The sequence below is a fragment of the Streptococcus pyogenes genome (genome assembly GCF_002055535.1).
Lineage (GTDB): Bacteria > Bacillota > Bacilli > Lactobacillales > Streptococcaceae > Streptococcus > Streptococcus pyogenes.
In genome coordinates this window covers 687924-713981 of sequence record NZ_LN831034.1, presented here as the reverse complement: position 1 = coordinate 713981, position 26058 = coordinate 687924, and the positions used below count along the sequence as shown (strand labels likewise).

24 protein-coding genes and 2 pseudogenes are annotated in these 26058 nt (G+C 35.8%); 4 read left to right on the top strand and 22 right to left on the bottom strand.

What is annotated here, in order from left to right:
- Positions 1-17: 17 nt before the first annotated feature.
- From B6D67_RS03790 to B6D67_RS03780, 3 genes and pseudogenes are all read right to left on the bottom strand, one after another.
- Positions 18-866: a DegV family protein gene (locus B6D67_RS03790; protein ID WP_010922161.1), complete on the bottom strand. Its 849-nt coding sequence runs from the start codon at positions 864-866 to the stop codon at positions 18-20.
- Entirely contained in the window at positions 866-1246 is a 381-nt protein-coding gene (locus B6D67_RS03785; RefSeq protein ID WP_002985011.1) for a DUF1149 family protein, read from the bottom strand. The genes B6D67_RS03790 and B6D67_RS03785 overlap by 1 nt, the downstream gene beginning before the upstream one ends.
- A 201-nt stretch (positions 1247-1447) precedes the next feature.
- Positions 1448-1650: pseudogene (locus tag B6D67_RS03780) on the bottom strand (nucleoside-diphosphate kinase); the annotation flags it as partial.
- A gap of 498 nt (positions 1651-2148) precedes the next feature.
- On the opposite strand from B6D67_RS03780, the gene ideS reads away from it, so the two are divergent.
- The 3 genes and pseudogenes from ideS to B6D67_RS03765 all read left to right on the top strand — a co-directional run.
- Positions 2149-3168 carry an IgG-specific cysteine endopeptidase IdeS gene (gene ideS / locus B6D67_RS03775; RefSeq protein WP_010922160.1) on the top strand — a complete coding sequence of 340 codons (1020 nt, stop codon included), beginning with the start codon at positions 2149-2151 and terminating at the stop codon, positions 3166-3168.
- Positions 3169-3270: 102 nt separating this feature from the next.
- Complete coding sequence (locus B6D67_RS10210) at positions 3271-3552, top strand: exotoxin beta-grasp domain-containing protein (protein ID WP_306462805.1); 282 nt, start codon at positions 3271-3273, stop codon at positions 3550-3552.
- Between the two features lie 224 nt (positions 3553-3776).
- Positions 3777-4067: pseudogene (locus B6D67_RS03765) on the top strand (IS3 family transposase); the annotation flags it as partial.
- Between the two features lie 56 nt (positions 4068-4123).
- Here B6D67_RS03765 and B6D67_RS03760 read toward each other — a convergent pair.
- The 11 genes from B6D67_RS03760 to B6D67_RS03710 all read right to left on the bottom strand — a co-directional run bounded on the left by B6D67_RS03760 (position 4124) and on the right by B6D67_RS03710 (position 14634).
- Positions 4124-4831: a glycoside hydrolase family 73 protein gene (locus tag B6D67_RS03760; protein WP_002990206.1), complete on the bottom strand. Its 708-nt coding sequence runs from the start codon at positions 4829-4831 to the stop codon at positions 4124-4126.
- A gap of 151 nt (positions 4832-4982) precedes the next feature.
- Positions 4983-5582, bottom strand: coding sequence for a glycoside hydrolase family 73 protein (locus tag B6D67_RS03755; RefSeq protein WP_010922159.1), 600 nt, complete (start codon positions 5580-5582; stop codon positions 4983-4985).
- Positions 5583-5674: 92 nt separating this feature from the next.
- Positions 5675-7621: a PTS fructose transporter subunit IIABC gene (locus B6D67_RS03750; RefSeq protein ID WP_010922158.1), complete on the bottom strand. Its 1947-nt coding sequence runs from the start codon at positions 7619-7621 to the stop codon at positions 5675-5677.
- On the bottom strand, positions 7618-8529 hold the full coding sequence (pfkB, locus tag B6D67_RS03745) for a 1-phosphofructokinase (RefSeq protein ID WP_010922157.1): 912 nt from the start codon (positions 8527-8529) through the stop codon (positions 7618-7620). The genes B6D67_RS03750 and pfkB overlap by 4 nt, the downstream gene beginning before the upstream one ends.
- On the bottom strand, positions 8526-9239 hold the full coding sequence (locus tag B6D67_RS03740) for a DeoR/GlpR family DNA-binding transcription regulator (protein WP_002990215.1): 714 nt from the start codon (positions 9237-9239) through the stop codon (positions 8526-8528). Before B6D67_RS03740 ends, pfkB begins: the two co-directional genes overlap by 4 nt.
- Positions 9240-9494: 255 nt before the next feature.
- Complete coding sequence (locus B6D67_RS03735) at positions 9495-10418, bottom strand: 2-dehydropantoate 2-reductase (RefSeq protein WP_010922156.1); 924 nt, start codon at positions 10416-10418, stop codon at positions 9495-9497.
- A gap of 12 nt (positions 10419-10430) precedes the next feature.
- A complete protein-coding gene (locus B6D67_RS03730) occupies positions 10431-11489 on the bottom strand; it encodes a PTS transporter subunit IIC (RefSeq protein WP_002985048.1) in 1059 nt (352 codons plus the stop codon).
- Positions 11490-11666: 177 nt separating this feature from the next.
- Entirely contained in the window at positions 11667-12659 is a 993-nt protein-coding gene (locus B6D67_RS03725) for an NAD(P)/FAD-dependent oxidoreductase (protein ID WP_010922155.1), read from the bottom strand.
- Complete coding sequence (gene trmD / locus B6D67_RS03720; RefSeq protein WP_010922154.1) at positions 12659-13390, bottom strand: tRNA (guanosine(37)-N1)-methyltransferase TrmD; 732 nt, start codon at positions 13388-13390, stop codon at positions 12659-12661. Before trmD ends, B6D67_RS03725 begins: the two co-directional genes overlap by 1 nt.
- The gene (gene rimM, locus B6D67_RS03715) at positions 13380-13898 is read right to left on the bottom strand and encodes a ribosome maturation factor RimM (protein ID WP_010922153.1); all 519 of its coding nucleotides are present in this window, start codon (positions 13896-13898) and stop codon (positions 13380-13382) included. The genes trmD and rimM overlap by 11 nt, the downstream gene beginning before the upstream one ends.
- Before the next feature lie 214 nt (positions 13899-14112).
- The gene (locus B6D67_RS03710; RefSeq protein ID WP_002985059.1) at positions 14113-14634 is read right to left on the bottom strand and encodes a TetR/AcrR family transcriptional regulator; all 522 of its coding nucleotides are present in this window, start codon (positions 14632-14634) and stop codon (positions 14113-14115) included.
- A gap of 135 nt (positions 14635-14769) precedes the next feature.
- Between B6D67_RS03710 and B6D67_RS03705 the strand changes: the two genes are divergently transcribed.
- Positions 14770-15645: a cation diffusion facilitator family transporter gene (locus tag B6D67_RS03705; protein ID WP_010922152.1), complete on the top strand. Its 876-nt coding sequence runs from the start codon at positions 14770-14772 to the stop codon at positions 15643-15645.
- 179 nt (positions 15646-15824) lie between these two features.
- On the opposite strand, the gene B6D67_RS03700 is transcribed toward B6D67_RS03705, so the two are convergent.
- From B6D67_RS03700 to B6D67_RS03665, 8 genes are all read right to left on the bottom strand, one after another.
- Positions 15825-16226, bottom strand: a complete 402-nt coding sequence (locus tag B6D67_RS03700) for a pyridoxamine 5'-phosphate oxidase family protein (protein ID WP_002985067.1) — start codon at positions 16224-16226, stop codon at positions 15825-15827.
- Positions 16227-16245: 19 nt separating this feature from the next.
- Entirely contained in the window at positions 16246-19149 is a 2904-nt protein-coding gene (gene hupY, locus B6D67_RS03695) for a leucine-rich repeat adhesin HupY/LrrG (protein WP_413225543.1), read from the bottom strand.
- Between the two features lie 1033 nt (positions 19150-20182).
- The gene (locus tag B6D67_RS03690; RefSeq protein WP_002985072.1) at positions 20183-20422 is read right to left on the bottom strand and encodes a KH domain-containing protein; all 240 of its coding nucleotides are present in this window, start codon (positions 20420-20422) and stop codon (positions 20183-20185) included.
- Positions 20423-20431: 9 nt separating this feature from the next.
- Positions 20432-20704: a 30S ribosomal protein S16 gene (rpsP, locus tag B6D67_RS03685; RefSeq protein ID WP_002985074.1), complete on the bottom strand. Its 273-nt coding sequence runs from the start codon at positions 20702-20704 to the stop codon at positions 20432-20434.
- Between the two features lie 126 nt (positions 20705-20830).
- Positions 20831-22564: a glycerophosphoryl diester phosphodiesterase membrane domain-containing protein gene (locus B6D67_RS03680; protein WP_010922150.1), complete on the bottom strand. Its 1734-nt coding sequence runs from the start codon at positions 22562-22564 to the stop codon at positions 20831-20833.
- 253 nt (positions 22565-22817) lie between these two features.
- Positions 22818-24038, bottom strand: a complete 1221-nt coding sequence (locus B6D67_RS03675) for an ABC transporter permease (protein ID WP_010922149.1) — start codon at positions 24036-24038, stop codon at positions 22818-22820.
- 11 nt (positions 24039-24049) lie between these two features.
- Positions 24050-24760 (bottom strand): ABC transporter ATP-binding protein, encoded by a 711-nt coding sequence (locus B6D67_RS03670; RefSeq protein ID WP_002990237.1) that lies wholly within the window; start codon positions 24758-24760, stop codon positions 24050-24052.
- Positions 24760-26031 carry an efflux RND transporter periplasmic adaptor subunit gene (locus B6D67_RS03665; RefSeq protein ID WP_010922148.1) on the bottom strand — a complete coding sequence of 424 codons (1272 nt, stop codon included), beginning with the start codon at positions 26029-26031 and terminating at the stop codon, positions 24760-24762. Before B6D67_RS03665 ends, B6D67_RS03670 begins: the two co-directional genes overlap by 1 nt.
- Positions 26032-26058: the final 27 nt, after the last annotated feature.

The following is a 26058-nucleotide window of genomic DNA, read 5'->3' as shown; positions in this document are numbered from 1 at the left end:
TTTTTTCTAATCGACAATTAAAGCCTCGGTGTTACGCCAAATGCAATGGCTCCTTCTCCTAAATGAGTAGCAATCACCGCTCCAAAATGAACCTCTTCAATGTCATATTGATAACCACTGTCTTGTAAGAGTCGTTTCAAATAATCAGCTTTGTCTTGTGCTTTTGAGTGAATAATAAACACATTATACTGACCGTCTGCTATCAAGTCATTTAAAATCTCAACCAAGCGTTTCATGGCTTTCTTTTCTGTTCTCACTTTTTCATAAACAACGATTTTTCCCTCTTCATCAAAGCGTAAAATAGGTTTAATACTCAAAAGATTTCCAAGAAGAGCAGACCCATTTGACAGGCGTCCGCCTTTAACCAGATGATTAAGGTCATCAACCATAATAAAGGCTGTCGTCCCATCAATCTGTTCTTGCAGCTTGTTTAAAATAGCTTGAAATGTCATTCCTTGACGTGACCAATCTAGCACATTTTTTACCATACTACCTAAAGGAGCAGATGTGATCTTACTGTCTGGAAATGCCATTTCAATCTCAGGATGTTCTTCAGCTAAAAATTGAATATTTTGCCAAAAGCCTGAGATTCCTCCAGCTAAGAACAAGCCAATAACATGTGTATAACCTTTAGAAGATAAAAGTCCTAAAAGATTATCTAGTTCAGATAAACTTGGCTGACTTGTCTTGGGAAGATTTTGGGAGTCAGCCATCTTTTGATAAAAATCATCTATACTCAAATTTCGACCTTCAAAATAGGTCTCATCGTCAATGATAACTGGTATATCAAGGCTAAAAATAGCTTTATCTTGTTTCAGATCTGTTGGTAGTGTTGCTGTACTGTCAGTAATTACTGCTAATTTCATTAATTTTTAAACTCCAAATGAATACCTGGACGATCCAAGGCAATTTCTGTGACTTCATAAGTCAATCGCTTAACCATATCTAGCAAAGGAGCAGCTAAGGATTCAACTTCCTCTTGCGTAAATTCGCTTGGTTTATCCACTAAACGATCTAAAATACGAACCATTTGTGAGATGACCCCACTAATAACAAATTCTTCTTTGACAATAACAAATTGCAATACAGATACAATTACTGTTTCTTTTTGCTGCTCATCTTTATCAATCAACTGAAAAGTCACTTCAAAATTGGTCTCTGGTGTTCCGTTTTCTTTTTCCCACTCTAAATTTCTAGCATCATAATGGTACTGGTTGACAAATTCTTTTTCACGAACTAATTGCATTTTTTATTCTCCTTGGTATCAATATGATCCATTATAGCATAGATTTGAAAATTATTAAAGTAGCCCCTAAACTACTATTTTCGCATAACGTTTTAAACAGTGCTATCTCTCGAACAGATATCTATTTTTTCACCTATTTATATTTAGTCGTCCTTATACTGACATTATACCAAAAAAACACCCGTTAGTGGTCTTGTACTGCACCTCAATTAAAACAGAACCACTGGTCAGGTAAGTTTTAAGTCCAGGATAAAAAGGTTTATCACCAAGGCCTCATCATGCTTAGCCAAGTATTTCGAACTAGCTTGTCTTAGCTCTAATCGCTCAAACGTAAACCCTAGGCGTTCAATCCGCCGCAAAACCTCTCCAACTAACCCATACTTAAACCCATAGGGCTTAATCATCGCTCCGCCCTTCTTCTTTTATCCATTATAAAATAAAAACGTTTTAACAGACAAAAAATAGGAAAGTACCAGACTATTGGATTTATTTTTTTATCTCAAACTCCATTAACGATGTTGAGTTAAAGGCATTCAAAACCACATAGATCGTAAGCTAACAAGATTTTTTATCAATTGAACCTATCGTCCCCAGTTATACACGACCTCTTCTGGATGAGGTCTTTTTTTATTTGTCTAATTTCATCAACGCTTCTTCCCCTCTTTCTTCTATCACAGCTCTCCTATTGCTCACTTCCTCATGCAGCAACATATCATCAAAAAACCGTTCATTTTTAAGCACAACCACTACTGTATCTCTTGTGCTGTCTCCATTGCAATCGCATGTTTAATTTTATTAAAAATTATTTAAAAAAATTAAATATTATTTTAAGAACTTGCAATAATATATGTCTATATTATATAATTTATTTATCATAAAATTATATAGAAAAAGGTATTCTTATGAGAAAAAGATGCTATTCAACTTCAGCTGCAGTATTGGCAGCAGTGACTTTATTTGTTCTATCGGTAGATCGTGGTGTTATAGCAGATAGTTTTTCTGCTAATCAAGAGATTAGATATTCGGAAGTAACACCTTATCACGTTACTTCCGTTTGGACCAAAGGAGTTACTCCTCCAGCAAACTTCACTCAAGGTGAAGATGTTTTTCACGCTCCTTATGTTGCTAACCAAGGATGGTATGATATTACCAAAACATTCAATGGAAAAGACGATCTTCTTTGCGGGGCTGCCACAGCAGGGAATATGCTTCACTGGTGGTTCGATCAAAACAAAGACCAAATTAAACGTTATTTGGAAGAGCATCCAGAAAAGCAAAAAATAAACTTCAATGGCGAACAGATGTTTGACGTAAAAGAAGCTATCGACACTAAAAACCACCAGCTAGATAGTAAATTATTTGAATATTTTAAAGAAAAAGCTTTCCCTTATCTATCTACTAAACACCTAGGAGTTTTCCCTGATCATGTAATTGATATGTTCATTAACGGCTACCGCCTTAGTCTAACTAACCACGGTCCAACGCCAGTAAAAGAAGGTAGTAAAGATCCCCGAGGTGGTATTTTTGACGCCGTATTTACAAGAGGTGATCAAAGTAAGCTATTGACAAGTCGTCATGATTTTAAAGAAAAAAATCTCAAAGAAATCAGTGATCTCATTAAGAAAGAGTTAACCGAAGGCAAGGCTCTAGGCCTATCACACACCTACGCTAACGTACGCATCAACCATGTTATAAACCTGTGGGGAGCTGACTTTGATTCTAACGGGAACCTTAAAGCTATTTATGTAACAGACTCTGATAGTAATGCATCTATTGGTATGAAGAAATACTTTGTTGGTGTTAATTCCGCTGGAAAAGTAGCTATTTCTGCTAAAGAAATAAAAGAAGATAATATTGGTGCTCAAGTACTAGGGTTATTTACACTTTCAACAGGGCAAGATAGTTGGAATCAGACCAATTAAAGCGTATCAATAAGAAAGATTACCTTCAACAGATGATGGTATTCTAAGGACTAATACTATTGCAGGGAATTTTTTTATAGATGGGCAACAGCAAAAACATTAATAAATCCTATAAAAATCGATAAGGATATTGTTACGATTCAAGAGTTCGATTTTAAAATAAGAAAATTTTTGATGGAATCAAAAGAAATTTATTTGACTAAGTCTCCTTATATAAGGGGGAGTTTAGAAATTCACAGTAAAAATAGGAAACATGAAAAAATCAATTTATATGACGCAAAACCCAATAGCACCAGATCTGATGTCTTTAAAAAATATAAAGACAATAAGACTATAAATATGAAAGATTTCAGCCATTTTGATATTTATCTTTGGACTAAATAAGCTAAAAGCTTTGGATAAATATGATCAATTGACCTATAATAACATTGATACCAAATCTAAAACTGCTCAGATTGAATTGCGCCCCAAAAGTTAGACAAAAAATCTAATAATTGGGGTATTTTTGTCTGGCATTAAATTTAGCTAATAACCTTGCTTAAATCACATTAAACCAATAATGGAAAAAGGCATCTCCAAATAAATGCTATGACGGAACTATATGATAGAGTGATCAAGGTTGGCAATATCAACACAACTATTATCATCATTTCCTAAACTCTAAAGGAATTCGTCCGTCTATGTCACGTAAAAGAAACAGTCCTGACAATGGCATGATGGAATCTTTCTTTGGCATCTTAAAGTCAGAAATGTTCTATGGTTATGAGAATAACTATAAATCACTAGAAGACTTAGAACAAGCGATTACAAATGACATTGATTATTACAACGATAAACATATCAAAGTAAAACTAAAAGGATTTAGTTCTGTACAATACAGAACTAAATCCTTTACTTAAAATAGAGTATCCAGCTTTTTTGGGGTCAGTGCAAGCAGATTGTTGTTAGTGTTACATTAATAAGTCATGCGTTTAGCCCAAGCCTCATCAACTGCTAGGGTCTCCGCATCAGTGTAATTACGACGATATTCATTCCAAACATAACCCGAAGTTGCTAGACCAGTTTCTTGAGCTGAGCTATTAGCAACATCATAAGCCGTCAAACCATAGGTTGCAATAATATTATTTAGTTTTAAGTTATAACTGGTGTCTGTAGCGTATAAGCCAGTTAGAGCTGCTGTAGCATCTTGATACGATAGCGTGTTTGATTTTCTAGCACCTATATAAGTGCTAGAACTTAGCAAGTCCGCGTAGTCATTAAGGGAGTCTGCAATACTTGGATAAGCTCTAAAGGCTTGATCAATCGTATAGGTATTGCCATTACCATCATCTTCCCAAGTTGACATCGTCACAGAAGAACCGTTATAGGCACCCTTAATACCGAAAAAATTATAATAAGGTGCTTGACTTAGACTTGATTTACCATTACTTGATTCTAAAATCGCTTGTGCTATCATAACAGACGCATAAAGATCACGTTCTTGACCAATAGTACTAGCAGTTGGACCAATTTCATCAATAAAATGTCGGGTTGAAGAACTGGCGATAGTCTCAGCTGACACGTTTGAAGTTTTATGAGATTGTCTCATTGCACTATAAGCTCCTAAACAAGCTGCTAGAACAAAAAGACTGATAAGTACAAGCTTACCTTTCTTTTTTGTCATTATTCATATATCCTTTTTTATTCATTTTCTATGTTTCTATTATAGCACACGAACGTTTAAATTAACTTTTCCACAGATAATTTAATGAGATTGATAACTTTTGTCTTGAAATCGACATATTTCTTCTGATTTTTTTTAAAATTGTGGATAACTATTTCATTAGACCATCAAAATTAGTGAGTTGATACCATTCAATCAATTCATTTAATTTGGTATGGTAAGTTGTATCAGTGGCGTAAGTGCCTGTTAAGGTTGCAGTAGCATCTTGATAATGAGACCAAAACTTTTTGTGGGTTTTGTCATAAAGTGGATCATTCAAAACTCTTGCGTAATCTAAAAAACAAGCTGTCAGGCTCCCATAGGAACGAAAAGCAGCATCAATTTGATAAAGATTCCCTTGTCCATCGTCTTCTAAAGTTGGAAAAATGACTGACCGTTCTTTATAGCTCCCCTTAATCCCGAAAAAATTATAATAAGGTTTTTGACTTAGTTGTGACTTACCATTATTGGATTCTAAAATGGCCTGAGCCATCATCACCGAACTGTATAACTGTTTCTTTTGAGCGACTGATTGAGCAGCATGACTAATCTTCCTGACAAATGTCAGAGTTTCGTGATCCGCATACGGAGCTAATCGCTGGTTTCCCAATTTTAGTGTCCACATACTAACAATCAGATTAAGTAATACTAACCCTAAGACAAGTCGATTTACTGATGATTTAGCCCTTCTTCTCCTTTTTTTCACCTTCAAAGGTCCTCATTTCTTATCCTTTAACTCTAGTATAGCAAAAAACTAGAACCTTGACAGATTCTAGTTTTAGTAAGAAAAAAGTTCTTTACCTTTTAGGCTTTTTTGCGAAGAGCGCCAAATAAGATACCTGATACAAGGGCACCAATCACAACAAAGACAAGATATAAGATTGGATTGCTTGTTAAAGCGATTACGAAGATACCACCATGTGGCGCCATTAATTTAATACCAGCCAAACCAACAAGAGCTCCTGTCAAGGCAGAACCTGCGATAAAGCTAGGAATCGCACGTGCTGGGTCAGCTGCACCAAACGGAATTGCTCCTTCGGTGATGAATGAAAGTCCCATAACAATATTTGTCAAGCCTGATTCACGTTCTTCTTTGGTAAATTTATCTTTAAACAAGAGAGTGGCTACAAAAACAGCAAGAGGAGGTACCATACCACCTGCCATAACAGCGGCCATAACGACCGAACCACCATTTGCCACAGTAGCTGCTAAAGTTCCTGTACCAAAAACATAAGCTGCCTTATTAACAGGACCACCCATGTCAACAGCCATCATTCCACCAACAAGAAGTCCCATAAGGACAGCAGAGCTTCCTGAAAGACCTTGTAAGAAATCATTAAGGGCTGTGTTAATAGCTGCCATTGGAATATTGACAAAAAGCATCAAGAAACCAGTGACAAGGACGCCAAGTAATGGGTAAAGGAGGATAGATTTAACCCCTTCTAGAGAACGTGGTAGGCCTGCCAACAATTTACGAAGGGCAAGAATAACACCACCGGCAAGGAAACCACCCACAAGCGCCCCAAGGAAACCTGATGGCACGCCCGTTAAGCCCAAGCTCACTTCTCCTCCTGCTGCAAATGGTACCTTACCAAAAGCAAGACCATTTGAGGCAATGGCACCTGCCACAAAACCAGCTACTAAGCCCGGTTTTTCAGCAATAGAATAAGCGATATAACCTGCTAGTACTGGTAACATGAAGGAAAAGGCTGCTCCACCAATGTTCATAAAAATAGCTGCTATTTCATGATAGGATCCAAGACTTCCAAGCTGATCATTTGGCACACCAAGCATGTTATCCAATAAAAATGCTAGAGCAATCATAATCCCGCCACCAATAACAAATGGCAACATTTGTGAGACACCGCCCATCAAGTGTTTATAGAAAGCACCGCCTAAACTTGTTTTCTCAGTTGATACTGCTGTTTCAGATTTTCCATTTTTAGCATGATAAGTGTTTCCTTCATTGTTTAAAATCAAAGAAATCAATTCCTGACTTTTCTTGATACCATCTGCAACAGGGCGAGCAATGAATTGTTTACCATCAAAACGGTCCATTTCAACCGCTTTATCAGCTGCAACAATAACTCCTTTAGCTCTCTGAATATCTTCAGCGGTTAAACGATTAGCCACACCAGAAGCACCGTTTGTTTCAACTTTAATAGCTACTCCCATTTCTGCAGCTTGTTTTTTCAAAGCCTCTTCTGCCATATAAGTGTGAGCAATTCCTGTCGGACAAGCTGTAACAGCAACGATAAAGTCTTGACCACTTGTTGGAGCAACCACTTCTTCTTTAGCTGTTGACGCTTCATCAAAAACAGCAATGACTGCTTCTGGTGTCGCTGCAGCACGAAGTTTATCAGCAAAGCCGTCTTTCAAAAGGTATTGTGATAATTCTGCTAGTGCAGCCAAGTGAGTATCATTTGCTCCTTGAGGCGCAGCAATCATAAAGAAGAGATCCGTTGGTTGACCATCTAAAGCCTTGTAATCCACACCTTTATTTGATTTCGCAAACAAGACCGCTGGTTTATCTACTACAATATTTTTAGAATGAGGCATGGCAATCCCATCACCAAGCCCTGTTGATGTTTGTTCTTCACGTGTCATGATACTCTTTTTAAAGACATCAAAATCATGTACAATATCTTTTTCAACTAATTTAGTAATCATCTCGTCAATGGCAACTTCTTTAGAAATAGCCTGTAAATCGAGAATCATAATATCTTTTCTCAATAAATCTTGAATTTTCATCGTTTTTCTACCTCAACTTTATGATATGTTTCCTTAATAAATGCAATTGTCGCCAAGTCATCAGAGAAAGCCGTCGCTGTACCACAAGCCACGCCCCATTTTAAGGCTTCTATTGGATTTTGACTCTTCATAAATTCGCCTGTAAAGCCAGCAACCATCGAATCACCAGCACCGACAGAATTTTTAACTTCTCCCTTAATCGGTTTAGCAAAATAAGTCGCTTCTTTAGTAACCAGCAAAGCACCATCACCAGCCATTGAAATGATGACGTTTTGAGCACCCATCTCTAAAAGACGACGGGCATAGGTTTCAACATCATCAAGACTGGTCAGAATCGTACCAAAAATAGCTTCTAGTTCATGATTATTAGGTTTAACCAACAGAGGATTATATGCAAGCGCATCTATTAAAGTCTGTCCTTCAAAATCACAAACCACCTGAGCACCGCTTTGCCTAACTAAAGGAAGTAATTCCTTATAAACAGCATTGCCAAGATTAGCTGGCGCTGAACCTGCAAAGACAACTGTATCCTCTGCTGTTAGCTGGGAAAGCTTAGTTTTCAAATCCTCCAGTTGTTCCTGACTAATGATAGGTCCTTGACCATTTAATTCGGTCTCTTCTTGTGACTTGATTTTAACATTGATTCGAGTATCTTGATCACCTTTTACAAAATCAGTTTTAACGCCTTCTGCACTCAAACTTTCTTCGATAAAACGTCCTGTAAAACCACCCAAGAACCCTGTCGCCGTGCTAGCAATGTCTAAACGTTGCAAGATGCGACTCACATTAATGCCTTTACCTCCAGCAAACTTATCATCACTCGCCATGCGATTCACTGACCCAAGATTTATTTGGTCAATTCTGACAATAAAGTCAATAGAAGGGTTTAAGGTCACGGTATAAATCATAATTCAATCACCTTTGCCTTTTCCTTTATTTGTTTAAGAATACTTGCTGATCCTCCTAATGTAATAATAGTCACATCATTAATAGGAGCTACTTTTACAAACGATACCTGACCAATTTTAGTGCCATCTACTAAAATGTAAGCTAATTTTGCATTTGACAGAACCGCTTTTTTAATAACTGCTTCTTCCATATCAGGAGTCGTCAGGTAAGAATCATCAACACCATTCATTCCAAGAAATGCCTTGTCAAAATTCATCTGCCTAATCTGTTCCAAAGCTACGTTACCAATACTGGCATCGGTCGTTTGTTTGACATAACCCCCTACAATAATCGTCTCAATAGAGAGTTCAACTAATCTAGCAGCATGATGAATAGAATTAGTAACTACAGTTAAATTTTTAGCTTGTAAAAAAGGTAATAAAAATTCAGTCGTTGTCCCAGCATCAATAAAGATCACATCGTTGTCATAGATAAGCTGAGAGGCTCTTTGCGCAATAGCTTTTTTAATATGACTGTTTTTGACAGACTTTTCTTGGTTCGAAAGTTCCTCTTGTAAAGAGTGAAAAAGTTCAGCACCTCCATGAACACGATGTAGCCGTCCTTCTTGCTCCAACTCTCCTAGATCTCTACGGATAGTAGACTCAGAGGAGTTGAGTAATTGCATTAAATCCTCTAAAGAAACATAGTTTTCTTCAGTGATCTTTGCCATGATTAATTGTTTTCGTTTTGATTTTAAGATAGAACCACCCCTAACTGAAATCGTTTACAATTATTATACTATTTTATAACTAAAAGTCAAGCATAACCTTTCAAAATCTATCAAATTCTACCAATTATTATTTCTTTTATTAACTCATAATCTAGGCTCACAAATAATGACGCCTAAGAAAAATACTATCAGCATAACAAAAAACTCAATATTAAAGCTTTAGCCATAATATTGAGTATAACGATTTGATAGCGTTTATTGGATGTTCAACACTGCTTCTTTAGCGTGAACTAGCTCTGTAATCATACGGCAGTATGGAGTATTGATACCAAGCTTTTCACCTTTGGTATTGACTGCACCATTGATAAAATCAATTTCAGTCAATCGGTGATTTTGCACAAGGTCTTGGTGCATTGATGGGTAATGGTGAGCAGCTTTAACAGATGTATCCATTACATATTGTGTGATTTCTTCTTCGTTTAGTTCGACACCTTCTGCTTGACCAACGATAACAAACTCATGGATGATTTCTTTTACCATTTTGAGACCGTCTTCACTGGCAAATAATTCACCAATTGTACAATCTAGAAGGGCACAAGTTGAGTTCATGGTACCATTCACGCAAGCTTTTCGCCAGATGTTTGGCACAACATTCTCATCATAAGTCGCATTCAAGTTAGCTTCATTTAACAAATCAGCCACTTGGTGTCCAGCTTCTTGATTGCTTGGATCCATGCTTTGTAAGTTAAGTGCTCCCACACCTTGAAGATGAGCACGACCAGGACCTTCTAGACCAGCAGTCCAGACAGTGACCCCCATCAAAATGTTGTGCTCTGGAATGTACTGACGAATAACGTCTTCGTGTCCAAGACCATTTAAAAGGCAAAGCACTTTGGTTTCTTTTCCAATAATGCCTTTAATGTCTTGAAGCATTTGTGGCAACTGCATTGCTTTTGTAAACAAGATAATCAAATCGGCTTCTTGAGTGGCTTCAGTCGGTTTCATAATAGGAAGCTTAACTGTTTCTTCCACATCCCCTGTCACCACTAAACCGTTTTCTTTAATGGCATTGATATGATCTTCCCAGTTATCTAACAAAATCACATCGTTATTTGTTTTTGAAATTTGGTAACCAAAACGGCACCCCATGGCTCCTGAGCCAGCAATATAAACTAACATATTTTCCTCCTATTAGCCTTCAAAGACGAAAATGTCTTCTTTATACAGTTTTAGAATATCTTTAGAAACCTTATGCGCCGCAAAAGCAACCGCAAACGGAACAATGATCCAAGCAAGGATAATAATAAGTATTGAGCTACCACCTGCTAAAGAAGCAATCGGACCTACTGCACCAACTAAGCCAAAACCAGATGAAGCTGGTGTTCCAACAAGATTAAACAATGGTACTGTTAATGAGCTAATTGCTGCAGTGAACACCATCGGAATAGCCATGATAGGATGTTTCAAGAAGTTTGGCATCATCATTTTCATAGCCCCAAGTGCGATAGCAATTGGTACACCAGATTTATTAACTTTAAGCGTCGCCCACACTAAGACTGCTGCTGTCGATGCAATTCCCATAGAAGCTGCTCCCGCAGCCATTCCATTAAGCCCAATAGCTAAACCGATTGCAACAGTTGAAATCGGACTAACAATGATAAGCGAGAAAGCAACTGCAATTAAAATAGACATTAAAATAGGTTGTAAGGTTGTAAAAGAATTAATCCCTTGTCCGATCAGGGTTGTCACGTAAGACACATAAGGCAAAAATTTCCAACCAATATAACCTACGCCAGTTCCTATAGTGATAGGTAACAAGATAATGGTTAAAGAGCCAAATTTATTCCCAAAATATTTCACAGCTAAAACCGCAAGGCTAGCTGTAATCATCATATTGATTAAGTCCCCAATACCTCTAAGTTGGAATGTTCCTGTCGCCACACCTTTTTGAATGACTTCTGTATAAGCCCAGGCTCCAGAACCGATATAAGCAGCTCCACCAACAGCCAACTGTTGCATAGGATTAAACTTAAATTGTTGCCCAATCAAGAAACCAGCCATAATCGGCGTGAAGAATTGGAAGACTTGCACAATGTGTAAAAATTCAGCAGCTGCCATATTTGGCAAAAGCGGTTTTAAGAAAGTCGCTAAAATAGCATTTGGAATGAGTGCCACAACGATAGCAATCGCTGTACCAGCCAAGACCTTATTCATAAAAGAACTAAATGTCTCTTTATCTGTTGTTGTCATGATAGACCCCTTTTCATTGTAATGTGTTAATCTGTGAAAACCATCACACTTTTTTCACAATGACTATTTTATCACAAAGTATAAAACTTGTCACGAAGACTTAGGTAAAAACCATTTGTCCTCTCCTGACAAACTGAATATTAGCTGTTGCTACTGCTCTTGAAACTTCCGACTCCCTTAGTCAATTAAAGAGGTTGAATGCACCACACGGTTATCTCGATCTGGATAAATATAGTTAATGGCCTGATTAACTGCTGTTGGTGCTTCGCCAAAACCAGTAGCAATCAAATCCACTTTCCCATTATAAGCGGCTGCATCACCAATGGCAAAAATACCTTCTTGACTTGTTTGAAAAAGTGGTGAAACAGTAATACTTGAACGCTTATAGTCGAGATTCCAATTTTTCAAATTCTTATTAGAAGTTGAAAAACCAAAACTAACAATAAGACTGTCCAATTCAAGTTCTAACACTTCATCTTCTTTCACTTTTTGAATAACTAATTTTTCAGCCAGGTTTCCAATTCCTTTCAATGCTTTTGGCACATAAGGTGTTAAGAGGTTGACCGTTGATGCTTTCAATAATTCCACACTGTGTTCATGTGCTCTGAAAGCATCACGACGGTGCACAACCGTCACACTCTCAGCAATATCTTCTAAAGCCAAAGCCCAATCAACTGCTGAATCTCCACCACCACAAATCACAACTTTTTGTCCCGCAAACTGGTCCAACTGGTGAACATTATAAAAAAGGTTATGATCAGCAAAGTTTTCCTCACTTTCTAACCCTAAAGTTCTTGGTGCAAAAGCGCCATTTCCACAAGCAATGATAATGGCTTTTGAAAAATGCTCTGCCTTATTAGTCCTAATCGAAAAACCACCTTTAACCTTGTCAAAGGTTAATACTTCTTCTTTTAAACAAATGGTTGTACGATCTTCAAAACGGCTCAATTGTTTTATTAAATTTTCTGTCAACTCAACACCTGTTAAAGATGGATAAGCTGGAATATCATAAATCATTTTCTCAGGATAAAGAATGGCAGGCTGTCCACCAAGTTCTGACAAACTCTCAATAATCTTTACTGTTACGCCCCTAAGACCTGCATAAAAGGCTGCAAATAAACCTATTGGACCACCACCAATAATCGTAATATCATATGCTTTATCTTTCACTAATCTTCTCCTTGATCCAATGCTTCTTTAATCTTATCCAATAGCTTGCGCTCTTCCTCGGAAAAATTGTAATGTTCAAGTAAATCTGGCCGCCTTAAATAAGTTTTTTTGAGACTTTCTTCTAGACGCCACAAGCGAATACGTTCGTGATGACCACTCATTAGAACATCTGGAACTGTCATACCACGATAATCATAAGGTCTTGTGTATTGAGGGTATTCTAAAAGTCCTGATGAAAAAGAATCGTCCTGATGGCTACTTTCTTTCCCAAGTACCTGTGGAATTAACCTGACGGTCGCATCCACCATAGTCATGGCCGCCAACTCACCTCCTGTTAATACAAAGTCGCCTAATGAAATTTCATCCGTCACCAAGGTCTTAATCCGCTCATCATAACCTTCATAATGACCACAAATAAAAATTAACTCTTCCTCAAGAGCTAATTCTTCAGCATAAGCCTGAGTAAAGGGTTTACCTGCTGGATCTAAAAGAATAATCCTTGGTTTTTTGGCTTCAATCTGTTCAATGGTGTCAAAAATGGGCTGCGCTCTCAATAACATGCCTTGGCCCCCACCATAGGGTTCGTCATCCACATGACGAGCTTTTTCAGCATAATCTCGAAAGTTATGGTAGTGAATGTCTAACAGACCTTTTTCTTTTGCCTTGCCTACAATGGAATGCTCTAGAGGGGCAAACATTTCAGGAAAAAGGGTTAAAATATCAATCTTCATCGTCTAAGCCTTCCATCAATTCAACATCCACGCGCTTGTTAGGAACATCTACGTTAAGAACTACTGGGGGAATATATGGTAAGAGCAAGTCTCGTTTTCCTTGGCGTTTCACTATCCAAACATCATTAGCACCTGGCTGCAAGATTTCCTTAACATGTCCAATAAGGACATCCTTTTCATAAACAGCCATGCCAATAATCTGATGGTAATAAAATTCTCCTTCTTGTAAATCCCCTTGATTGTCTTTTGAGACCTTTAAAGTGTATCCCTTGTACTTTTCAATAGCATTAATATGATACATGTCTTTAAATTTGATAATATCAAAATGCTTTTGTTTACGGTGACTAACAATTGTCACTTCTTGAACAAACCGATCTTTATCATCAAATAAAGCTAATTGTGAGCCTTTTTTAAAGCGTTCCTCAGCAAAATCACTGACAGACAACACGCGCATCTCTCCTTGCAGGCCTTGCGTGTTGACAATTTTTCCAACATTAAAATATTCCATGGTAGCTCCTAAATCGTTAACTCTTTATCTCACGTCACTTTAGCGACCTCTCTTGATTCTAAAGTTTGATAGACACTTCTTTTTCAGAACCAAATTACCTATTATTTTATCACGTTATAGTCTATTTTGCACTTACAGTTTTGTCTTTATCTGTTAAATTGTTAAAATCCGTCTGTATTAAAAAATTGAATTTGGCAAGATGACTCACTAGTCATTATTTTATGAGCTCTAAATAATACTTTAATAGTTCATTTGCAGACATCCTTTGCCTTTGATGGAGCCACCATTTTAAGGTTTCTATAAAACTAGATAGAACAAATTGTTTTAGGAATACTTCTGGAATAGTCGTTTTGTCGATATACTTGCAGCGCAAGTTAGGGTAAACATCATGTTCTAGTTCGTTTTTAAATCTTAATAAAAAATAGGGATCATTAGAAAGTAACAACGTCGCAATGCTGTCTTTATTTTGTTCAAAATGCTTTAAAATATGTACCAAATAGTCCTCAAAAGTCACATTTCTTTTTTGCCTAAACAAATGATGAAAAAGTTCTTCACAGAGTTCTTTTAGTAACATTTCTTTGCTTTCATAATGTGCATAAAAGGTTGATCTCCCTACATTAGCAAGTGTAATCATATCTCGAACAGTTATTTTCGAATATTCTTTTTTTTGTAATAAAGCAATAAAAGCACTATAGATAGCTGTTTTTGTTTTTTTGATTTGTCTGTCTTTTGTCATATCGGACACTTTCTAAATGTTGTTCACTATTGAACAGGTGCTCATTTTTGGTTATAGTAATTGTATTTTAACTTTTAGATAATAGAATAAAGCATTCTACTATACATATTACCAGTATAACAAAAGGAGAAAATTATGCCAGCAAGTAAAAAAGTCACCATTATTTTTATATTAAATCTTAGTTTTTCCCTCATTGAATTTATTTTTGGGACATTATTCTTTTCGGGTGCTATTTTAGCAGATGCTGTCCACGATTTTGGAGATGCCATTGCTATTGGTATCTCAGCTATCTTAGAAAGAAAGGCTGTTAAAAAAGAGAGTCCAAATTTTTCACTAGGCTATAAGCGATTTAGCCTTTTAGGAGCGCTAACGACAAATCTAATACTTATTAGCGGGTCATTATTAGTAATGATTGAAACGATACCAAAATTATGGCATCCTACTATTGTTAATTATGACGGTATGTTCGTTTTAGCTATTTTTGCAATTATAATCAATGGATTTGCTAGCTTCATCATTCACTCTAACCAGACAAAAAATGAAGAAATATTAAGCCTTCACTTTTTAGAAGATATCCTTGGGTGGTTAGCCATTATCATACTGTCACTGATCTTAAAATGGAAACCTTGGTACATTCTTGATCCTTTATTATCAATTGCCATTGCTTCTTTTATATTATCTAAAGCTCTTCCAAAGTTAGTAGCAACTGCTAACATTTTTTTAGATGGTGTTCCTGATTCTATAGACTATTGCACTTTGCACCATGAACTCAGCCAACTTCCTCATATAGTGTCTGTTAATCAGCTTAATGTTTGGTCGATGGATGGTATTGATCATAGAGCAACTATACATTGCTGCTTGAGAGAATCTACCACTGAAAAACATTGCAAAAAATCTATTAGACTGATTTGTCAAAGGTACAATATAAACTCAGTCACTGTGGAAATCGATACTTCTTTAAACGAACACCAACATCACTGTTCTTCTCTTTCTAGTATTGAAGTCAACTAATTGAAGTCAATTAATGTGCTATAAGTCTATTGAAAACTTATTAGGTGCAGTTATCTATAAATATTAAGAGCACCTAATAAGCATACCCCTTTTTACAACATAGTCACTATGCTGTAAAAAAGAGTATGCTTGTTTTTTAGCGTTTAAAATAAGGGTCCTAAATACTGTTACAGTTAATTTTAGTTACTTTCACTGTTTATTTCTTTACCTGCATTAGCACCAGATTGTAAATTAAAAATACGCTCGACATGAATAATACCAACTGCTTTTGGTACCCCCATGCGTCCTTGTGCCCATTTTTTCGCTGCTTCGTAATAAGCACCTTCTGTTTGAATTTCAGCAGTTCCTACAAACCTGTAACCTAAAAGGCGCTCACGATCAACAAAGGCAATTTCAATTTTCCCATTATCTTCAATGTTAATACGAGTTTGACCATCTGTATTTTCATTATAAATAAATGTTTTATCATCCCAGAGACGCATAGAACGTTTTGGACCAATATTGGGTTGACCTTTGGCATCAACCGTCGCAACCATTGCTAATTGGTTATTAATAAGATCTTTCATTTCTTGTGTTATCATTTTTTCTCCTTAAATCAATTTAATATTTTTTCTTTTTTATAGCAGTTATTAGTGACAGTAAAGCAACGCTAGTGTAACCTAAGATTCCATAGACAAAGCTGCCTTTTGACCCTGTCCTAGGCAATATTGCAGAGTGTCGTCCTCTATTCGTTTTTGGGTTTGATTGCAATCCTCTATCTTTAGAGTTAGCAGATTCACTTGAGCTTGACTTCTCAGAGTGCGTACCTGGTTTAGGCAATAACTGCTCTGCTTCTGCCGCTGCATTTTGGATAGCTTGGAAAATACCGGCTCTATGATAGGCTGCAGTCGGTACCTGACGAATAGATGTTAATTGACTAAGCTTACTATTTAAAATTGTTTTGATGTCGAGCCCCTCATAATCAGCTAAAGTGGCAACTGCCAAGGCATGATAACCTTCATTATCCTCGTCAACATTTAATATAGGATTACCATAAGCGTCTTTTTGTCCCTCGCCAATAGTATCACTCATATCAAGTGCATAAATCAATTTTCCAGACTTGTCAAAATAAACGTTCAATCCGATATAATATTCTGGCAATGGCAAAGGCGTCTTTAATAAATAAACTCCTTGTACCATTGTAGCTTGCGCTAATGGTCCTTTTCCCTCAACTAATCCTGTTAGCAAGTCTAACTCTTTTTCCAAGCGCTTAACATTAGCTTTTTTAATAGCGCTATTATTATAAGCTAATACCGCTTTGTTAATACTTCTTTCAAGCAACTGACCATTCTTTGTTGCCTTCTTGGTCACTAAAGCCTTCTCAGCTTTAGCTATGGCTTTATCCAAATCAACGCGGCCAAGGAAAAATTGTGCTTCTTGAAGGAATTTTTGTTTTTCTCCTTGTCGGAGGTTAGATTTTGACAACAACGCTTTACCTGCAGTAGTCATGTCTCTAAACTGAGTTTGAGTAGTCTGACGTAATGTAGAATAATCTAAACCTTCGATTAGTTTTAAAATCTTTTCAAGGTCTACTATTGTAGAAGATAACTTATCTGGATCAACGATAAAATGCTCACCATCTGCTAGTGCGTAGGAATTATGATGCGTTTTAACAACCACTTTATTATCAAATTGTTCATCACCATCATTATCATCTAAAGCATTAAAAGCAATATGGGACAAGGCAGATGCCACTTCCAGTTGTTTTAAATGATTCTTTTTGAAGGCTTCTTCTCGAATCGTTTTCAGTGATGCTGGTAATAATACTTCTTTCAAGGCATTGTCTGAAAAGGCTTGAACAGGAATCTCTGTTAACTGTTTTTGCTCAGAAAGATCCAGATGTTCAAGTCTATTTGATAAAAATGCCATCTCACCTAAGGTCTTAACCTTACTTCCCATAAAAATAAGATTATTTGCACCATTTTGCCGAAATGCTGAACGCCCTATTTCTTGTACAGATTCTGGAAGAACAATGGCATAAATATGATTAATATGGAAAGCCGCATCACCAATAGTAACTAATTTATCTTTTAATTCCAAGGTTTCAATACGATTATTCATAAAGGCTCCCTCTTTAATCTCTTCTAAATCGTCACTTGCTTCAAAAGATTTCAAGTTATTAGATTGAAAAGCAAAAGCACCTATTTTCCGAATAGTTGAGGGAAGCTTTACTTCTTCCAAATCATATTTACGTAAAGTTTTATTTTGAAAATCAACATTGCGAAAAGCATTATCACCAATTTCAGTAATAGTAACACCATTGTGCTGTTTTGGAATTTCTAAGTTTTTATTACGTTTTACTTTTTGTAAGCCTTTATTTGAAAAACCTGTAACACTATTTTTTTGATAGGTAAAATCTTCCTCTAACCATTTAGTATAATCAATCTCAGGACTTTCCTGCCATAGTGACTTATCAGGATTAACATAGGTATTTTCAGTAGCAAGACCAGAAGGATTTTTTCCAGATTTTGTCCACAAAACAACACGGTTATTGTAGTGATCATCTCCTGGATTTCCTGTAAAAGCTTCTGATTCTATTTTTTCAAGACCGTCAGGTAGCATTAGTTGACTCAGATCATTATCTTGAAAACTAGCTTCCCCTATCACTTTTAGACTATTTCCTCTAAACTCAATTGTTTTGATATGGTTTGATTTAAAAGCACGTTCTGCTAATCGCATTAACTGACGTGGCAAAGAAAGTTTACCTGTAATTTGATTATCAAAAAAAGCTAATTCTCCAATCGCTTTTAAATTATCTGGCAAATCGATCTGTTTCAAAGCTAGGTGAGCAAAAGCATAGTCAGAAATAGTCTCGAGGCTTTCAGGAAGATTAACCTCAGCAATATTCTTATTGTCCACAAAAGCATCTTGACCAATATGTTTATAACCAGTTGGGATTGTTACCTTCTTTAGTAGATAAGAATTAAAAACCTCACCTTCGTTAATAATTTCTTTTCCATCCACATCTAGTTGGCTTATTTCCCCATTTTCTCCAGCCCTACTGGTATATTCTGCAATTGCCGTCTTTTTATCTGGAGTAAAAGCAAAACTAGCTACTTGTATCAATTGAGTTCCATCTGCTGCTTGACTAGGCAATACGAGATGATCAGTTTGAGATAACTTTTCAACACCTGATTTTGAAAGACCAACAAGGGTATTCCCCTTAGTAATAAAATCACAAATCTCCCAATTAGACGTTGATGGCACTGTTTTATTTAAAGAAAGAGACTCTTTTGATTGTTCTAGTTGAGATCCAGAAGTGATCTGCTTTTCTGATTCTGTATTCTCTGTTACTGCCTTTAACTCTTGTTCTCTCGGACCTTTAGCAAGATTATCTTTTATTTTTTCAGGAGTAGTACGTTTATCCGAAAATAAGTCAGTGACTGTATCATCAACAGGGCCAGAAGTTTCATTAATCTTTAACTTGCTTTTACCGCTACTTTCTGCGTAGTCAGCGCCAGAAATCGATGAAGAAGCTTGAGTTTGTTTAAGAATTGGCTCTTTGACTAAACTAAAAACTTCCTGATTGTGGGTGACTACCGATACTGTAGTGAGGGTCAAGGCAACTGTTTTAAGATGTTTCTTCATTGTGGTAAAACCTTTCTAAAAGCCAACTTATCCACATTTGATTGGCTGATACTAATAATAACGATATTAAATTATTGAAAAGAACACTAGTCGACCTAATAATATCCAAGTCTATCACTTATTTTAAATACTCTAGTACTTCCTGTTTTAAGGTAATTTCTCTTGTTATATCTTATGCTTACTAATGAATAAGCTATCTCATTTTGCTTGTACTAATTATAGAGTTGAACATTATCTTTTGATTAATTTTCATCAAGCCATAGACAAACGATTCAACTTATACATCTTAGCGTGAATGTTCCCGATATACAAGTGAAGTGGCGATCAGCAAAAAAGCCTTCCCAAAAGAAGTTCATTAACTGGAAACAAACTACTTTTGGGATTTTTTATAGATAATCTATTTCTGAGAAGAAGCTAAACTTGCTTCAACACCACTGTTTTATAAAGTTACTCTAACTTTTTTGATCGTATAAGCCTCATTACAGCTTCACTTAATCAGTATACTAACATAAACTATTTCCCCTTTCAATACATCATGTTAGGATAATTTGTATTTTCATCAGAATGTAAAGAATATAAACATTCCTAAAATTAAGTATACTTAATTTTAGGAATGCCCCCCAAAAAACTGAGAGAGCATTTTTTAGGAAACTATAAACATACAACAAACAGCAGGTTGGAAAATAAAGACTATCTCGTAAGATGAATTGTAGCTATTTTACATGACAGCAGCTATCAAAAACCAGTATAATCTCTTATAAAGGCAATCAGCTAAGCCATTCTTTAACTTCTTTTTAGTTAAAGACAGAAAAATCTAATCTTTTCATTTCAGAAATATTAAGATTTTTGCTATTCAAAAAGCTTGTTGACTTTAAGTCAACAAGCTTTTCAATCCATCTCAAGTTAGTGATTATTTCTCATCAATAACTAAGCGAACTTTTTTTCCTAGTGTTGGAACCGAGTAGACAATCGATCTTATCGCAGTAATAGTTCGACCTTTTTTGCCGATAACACGACCGATGTCTTGAGCATCCAAGTCAAGATGATACTCTAAAAAGTCAGGAGTATCTTCAATTTTAATGGTAAGATTATCTGGTTGTGAAATCAAAGGTTTCACAATAGCGATAATAAGATTTTCAATGGTATCCATAGGCTGTTATTATTTAGAGAATTTTTGGTCGTGGAACTTAGCCATAACACCAGCTTTAGACAAGATGTTACGAACGGTATCAGAAGGCTGCGCTCCTTTAGATAACCACTCAAGAACACGATCCTCTTTAATAGTAATTTGATTTTCAGCCACTAATGGGTTGTATGTTCCAACTGTTTCGATAAAACGACCATCACGTGGTGCACGTGAATCTGCAACATTAATACGGTAGAAAGGTTTTTTCTTAGAACCCATACGAGTTAAACGGATTTTTACTGCCATTTTTAAATAGTCTCTTTTCTTTTAGTAATGTATAAGAAATACAGCTACGCTAAATTCCTATGTTAAACAGTATAACTCAGTTTAAAGAAAGTGTCAAGTTTTTTTCTTGACACTTTCCTTAAACCTTTAATAAAGACTACTAATAATTCTGACTAATCGACTAAAATAAGAATTATCTTGTTTTAAGTCTTTAATCAATTGATTAGTTAAAGCTGGTTGGTCTGTAATAATTCCCTGAATAGGCTTTAGGAGATAATGCTCTATGCGCTTGGGATCATTAATAGTCCAAACGTAAATTTCTTTATTATTCCAAAAAGCTTGGGACGACAAATAAGACCGATAAGAAAAGTCTTCAATGACATAGAAATCAACAAATTCATCTCCAAAAAATCCAAATTGAATTGGTATGATATAACCAGTCGTAATTGATGGATTTTTTTTCTTGATAGCTTCTATTACTTCTAAATCTAAAGACATGACTTTATTATCTTTGCTTATACCAAGTCGATGATAAGTTTCTAAAAACAAATCGACATAATTTCCAGGTTCTGTACCAATTGGCTTGAGTTCAATAAGTAATGGCATATTCAACTTCTTAGCCTTTTGATAAAAAGTGTCAAAAGAAACAAAACGCCCTGAAAAATGTCCTTGATGACTCGTTAGATGTTCAACTTCTTTTAAGGTTAAGTTGCGAATCGTCTTATTTACTCCAGCTAAACGCTTCAATCGATTATCATGAGACACCACAAAGTGATTATCCTTAGTCAAGATTAGATCCAGTTCTACATAATCACTTCCTGCTTTCTTAGCACCTTCAAGGGCTTCCAGAGAATTTTCTACACCTGCTGATACAAGTCCTCTATGCGCGATAACTGTCTTAGAGTGAGATGTGTCAAAAAAAGTTAAACGTTCAAGAGATTGATAAGCAAAACCTACTGTAACCACGATAAAGATTACAACATATGCCTTATTACTTCTTCTTGGCTCATCATATTGCTTTTGTGGTTCAATTGCCTCTTTTAAAATCATTGCTGAACAGAGTTTAAAAAAAATAGTAGTAAAAAAAATGAGTTCCCATGTAAAGGTCAAAGCTCCCAGCTGAACAATAATATTATTCCCCTTAGGATTAAACATATCAACAAAAATAAGAATCATGGAAATAGCTAGCGATAAGACTACAATCGTAAGACCATTGATTGCAAAAAGTTTCATCCATAACAATACATGTTTCTTTTTAGTCTTTTGCCAACTCTCTCTCCATGCTTGAGCAACCGTACGATGGTTGATTGCTATCAATGGTAAAAAATATACTAATCTTAGGTTAAGGTAAAACACAAGAATAAGACTGCCATAAAGCAAGTACTTTGTGCTAGTTATCTTTGATAATTCCCCAACAATAAATTCTGGAAGATAAAGCTTTTGAGTAATCACAGAAGATAAACCAATATGTAAGACTGGAATAGTCAATAGGATATAAAGCAAAAAAAGTAATAATTGGTAACCAGAAAATGTTTTCCAAAGCCCCCTTAGGTAATAAGAAAACTGTTTTCTAAAAAGATAGAAACTAATTTCTTGATCCGCAATAATTCGATATAGAGCAAAAAACTCAAGGTGAATAAAAGCAGCTAATAAAAATAAATAGGCACCTAATAAAGCAAGTGCTATAGGATTTTTTAAAAAAGTCACAACATTGTCTTTATCTAAATGATATTGACCAGTAACGTCTAATATAAAATAGAAAAATTCTGATAAGACAATATTAGCAATCGTTACAAATAATAATTGAAAAATACCCGCCTTTATTACCCAAGATAATCTGATTTTTGTCATTAATGATATCAAATCAGATAAAAATGTCATTGAACTAATCTCCTTTATTTTAAACAACTCATTGCCTGACAACTTCCTAGCCGAACCGAAGTTCAGCTAGAAATAAGAGATGTATCACTTATACGCTATCCACATCATCATACCAATGATAGCTTTGCTAGATATTATCACCTCAAAAAATGCACTAACACTTCAATGATATAACTACTGTGCTAATACAAAAACTAGGTATAATCAGACGTTAAACTAGTCAGCGTCTATAGATTAATTGATACGAACTATTCTATTCATAACGTAATGCCTCAATTGGATCTAACTTACTAGCTTTATTAGCTGGCAACATTCCAAAAAAGACACCTATTGAGGCAGAAAATAAAACTGCTATTAAGGCCACATCAAGAGAAATACAAGCTCCTTTTAATGTCATCGCATTTCCTAAAGCCCCTACACTTAATTGAGCTAATAATAATCCTATCAAGCCTCCAAGAACTGTTAGAACAACGGATTCAATCAAAAATTGTGATAAAATTTTCAGGCGTGTTGCACCAAGTGCTTTACGTAAACCAATTTCTCTAGTTCGCTCTGTGACAGATACCAACATAATATTCATAACACCAATTCCTCCCACTAAAAGAGAGATCGCTGCAATTGAACCTATGACTGTTGTCATGATACTGAACTGACTATTGATTTCTTCAACGATTTTGCTATTATCAGGGACAGCGTACTGTCCATCTTTAATATGCGATATGTTGGTTAGCATATCAGCTGCTTGATTTCCTAAGTTCATACTGTTTTGAATATCGTTCACATGAATGTAGATAGATCCTATTTCTTTGGTGCCAAACTCTGAAGCTACCTGAGTATTCGCCATGACAGCGCCGCCTGATAATCCATCAAAAGAAACTGGCGTCTGATCAGTTTTATAAACACCAATAACTAAATAATCTTTATCAGATAAACTTACCACTTTATTTAAAGCTGACTTATAATTACCTTTGCCAAATAGGTCATCGGCTAATACTGTATCTAAAAGAATGATACGCGAAAAATTAGAATAATCATTATCTGTTAGTGTACGACCAGCTACGATATCATAGTTTTTTATATTAAAATAATCTTTACTTACCCCTATGATCGAAGCATTGTCTACTTTCTTTTTTTCATACGAAATAGTAGAAGTAGCAGAATTGGTAAAGTAATAAGAATCAATACCATCGATATCTTTAACAATTTGTTCTAACCACTCTGGCTTCACTTCGTGATTATTTTCATGCGTGTGCAATCCGGCATACAGGTCTTCTTCTTCTCCTTTTTCTTGAAAATAGAGTTGAATATCTTTTTGCTTGCTAGAAAATGTGCTTGTTACACTATTTTTCATAGCATTTCCCAACCCCATAATAATCACAACTGCTGCTACACCGATGATAATTCCCAACATTGTCAGGATTGAGCGCATCTTATGCCCCCAAATTGAGCTAAGAGCGAATTTCCAATTTTCCATTATTTTTCCTCCTAGTCAATAACAACACTAGCTGTAGTATCCGTTGTGATATCACCATCACGAATAATAATTTTCCGAGTTGCAAAATCAGCAATTTCTGGTTCATGAGTAACCATAATAATTGTTTTACCTTCTTTGTTTAACTCTGTCAAGAGTTCCATAATTTGCTGACCTGTTTTAGTATCTAGTGCACCTGTTGGTTCATCCGCTAAAATAATAGATGGGTCATTTACTAAAGCTCGTGCGATAGCCACCCTTTGCTTTTGACCTCCTGACAGTTCTGACGGTAGATGTTTGATACGTCGTCCAAGTCCTACTTTTTCAAGAAATTGCTTAGCCTGTTCACGTCTTTTTGAGACGTTTACACCAGCATAAATAAGAGGCAATTCAACATTTTGTAATGCAGTTAATTTAGCTAACAGAAAGAATTGTTGAAAGACAAAGCCGATTTCATCATTTCGTACTTTTGCTAATTCACGATCATTAAGGATTTCTATTTTAGTATTATGTAATGTGTAATCTCCGGATGTTGGACGATCTAATAAACCAATAATATTCATTAGTGTTGATTTTCCCGAACCAGACGGACCCATAATAGCTAAAAATTCACCCTCATATACTGTTAAATTAATACCTTTCAAAACTTTAAGAACTTGATCCCCATTTTGATAGCTCTTCACAATATTTGATAATTGCATTAATTGTTTTTTTTCATGCGACACTATTTATCCACCCCTGATTTTTTATTCTTTGATTGAGAATCTTTTTCCGGTTTTGTGTTGGTACCTATTGAAATAACCCCTTCTAGTTTTTTATCCGGTTTGATATTTTTATCTGGATTGGCAATAACAATGTCACCAACAGCTACTCCTTTATGAATTTCTTGTTGTTGTGCATCTGCGTTTCCAAGTGTCACCTCTACTTTTTTGGCTTTGCCAGTAGCATCATCATAAGTCCAAACATAGTGTTTTTTATCTTTCTTAATAACAGCCGTTAAAGGAACTAAGGCCTGTTTTGCTTCATTAACAACCTCAACAGAAACAGTGAAGCCTTGTTTAAGCTGGTTGAGAGGACTTATAATATCAATCTTGTAATCATAGGTAGCTCCTGTAGAACTTCCCGCTCCAGTGCTACCTGCTGGCGTTGTTGAACCTGCATTAGACTCAGTTGGATAGTTTGAAACATATGATATTTTTCCAGTCCATTCTTGATTAGAATAAACTTTAGACTTAATTTTTACAGATTGACCAACCTTAACGTTTGCTAAATCATACTCTGTCAATGTTCCTTTCACCTGAAGCTGTCCTTCGGTTGCTACGTGAACAAGTGTTTGACTGTTCTTTGAAGAAGGATCAATATCATTATTTACTTCCACAACAGTTCCAGAGACACTACTGATAACTACTGTATCATTTAACGCTATCTGCGCTTTATTTACTTCTGCTTGTGCATCTGCATAAGCATCATTTAAATCTTGCAGCTGCTGTTTATAATTAGCATTTTGCTGAGCTGATGGTTGAACTGTTGTTGTCGTCTCTTCACCGGTAGCTTCATCTCTATTAGTTTCTGTACTAACAGCAGGAACTCCGTATGTTTTAAGATGATTAATTTGTCGGCCAATCTTGTTAAGACTCCTAACAGCAGTATCATAAGCTGACTGAGCTGTTGTTGTATTATATTGAACTAATTGCTGGCCCTGCGTTACCTGATCACCTACTTTAACTGTAACAGTTGCATCATTTCCTTTATTAGCATCAAAATAAATATATTCCTCTGATAAAGCCTTTACAGTACCTGATAGTAAAGTCGAAGAAGCAATACTCCCTTCAGTTACACTAACAGTAGAGTAAGGTTCTTTAGCGATATCAGCTGTTAGCGTATTTCGTTGTTGTTTCCACAAGACTATTCCAGTTATAATTAATACTAGCGTTATAACACTAGCTGTAATAAGCTTTGTTTTCGTTGTTATTTTAATTTTTCCTCTTTTAGACATTTCTATCCTCCTCTTTTGTACTATTTG

What these genes read in the sequence shown, in the direction of transcription:
- B6D67_RS03790 (WP_010922161.1), bottom strand. Translation starts at nt 866, where the DNA reads ATGAAATTAGCAGTAATTACTGACAGTACAGCAACACTACCAACAGAT.
- B6D67_RS03785 (WP_002985011.1), bottom strand. Translation starts at nt 1,246, where the DNA reads ATGCAATTAGTTCGTGAAAAAGAATTTGTCAACCAGTACCATTATGAT.
- ideS (WP_010922160.1), top strand. Translation starts at nt 2,149, where the DNA reads ATGAGAAAAAGATGCTATTCAACTTCAGCTGCAGTATTGGCAGCAGTG.
- B6D67_RS03760 (WP_002990206.1), bottom strand. Translation starts at nt 4,831, where the DNA reads ATGACAAAAAAGAAAGGTAAGCTTGTACTTATCAGTCTTTTTGTTCTA.
- B6D67_RS03750 (WP_010922158.1), bottom strand. Translation starts at nt 7,621, where the DNA reads ATGAAAATTCAAGATTTATTGAGAAAAGATATTATGATTCTCGATTTA.
- pfkB (WP_010922157.1), bottom strand. Translation starts at nt 8,529, where the DNA reads ATGATTTATACCGTGACCTTAAACCCTTCTATTGACTTTATTGTCAGA.
- B6D67_RS03740 (WP_002990215.1), bottom strand. Translation starts at nt 9,239, where the DNA reads ATGGCAAAGATCACTGAAGAAAACTATGTTTCTTTAGAGGATTTAATG.
- B6D67_RS03735 (WP_010922156.1), bottom strand. Translation starts at nt 10,418, where the DNA reads ATGTTAGTTTATATTGCTGGCTCAGGAGCCATGGGGTGCCGTTTTGGT.
- B6D67_RS03730 (WP_002985048.1), bottom strand. Translation starts at nt 11,489, where the DNA reads ATGACAACAACAGATAAAGAGACATTTAGTTCTTTTATGAATAAGGTC.
- trmD (WP_010922154.1), bottom strand. Translation starts at nt 13,390, where the DNA reads ATGAAGATTGATATTTTAACCCTTTTTCCTGAAATGTTTGCCCCTCTA.
- rimM (WP_010922153.1), bottom strand. Translation starts at nt 13,898, where the DNA reads ATGGAATATTTTAATGTTGGAAAAATTGTCAACACGCAAGGCCTGCAA.
- B6D67_RS03710 (WP_002985059.1), bottom strand. Translation starts at nt 14,634, where the DNA reads ATGACAAAAGACAGACAAATCAAAAAAACAAAAACAGCTATCTATAGT.
- B6D67_RS03705 (WP_010922152.1), top strand. Translation starts at nt 14,770, where the DNA reads ATGCCAGCAAGTAAAAAAGTCACCATTATTTTTATATTAAATCTTAGT.
- B6D67_RS03700 (WP_002985067.1), bottom strand. Translation starts at nt 16,226, where the DNA reads ATGATAACACAAGAAATGAAAGATCTTATTAATAACCAATTAGCAATG.
- B6D67_RS03690 (WP_002985072.1), bottom strand. Translation starts at nt 20,422, where the DNA reads ATGGATACCATTGAAAATCTTATTATCGCTATTGTGAAACCTTTGATT.
- rpsP (WP_002985074.1), bottom strand. Translation starts at nt 20,704, where the DNA reads ATGGCAGTAAAAATCCGTTTAACTCGTATGGGTTCTAAGAAAAAACCT.
- B6D67_RS03680 (WP_010922150.1), bottom strand. Translation starts at nt 22,564, where the DNA reads ATGACATTTTTATCTGATTTGATATCATTAATGACAAAAATCAGATTA.
- B6D67_RS03675 (WP_010922149.1), bottom strand. Translation starts at nt 24,038, where the DNA reads ATGGAAAATTGGAAATTCGCTCTTAGCTCAATTTGGGGGCATAAGATG.
- B6D67_RS03665 (WP_010922148.1), bottom strand. Translation starts at nt 26,031, where the DNA reads ATGTCTAAAAGAGGAAAAATTAAAATAACAACGAAAACAAAGCTTATT.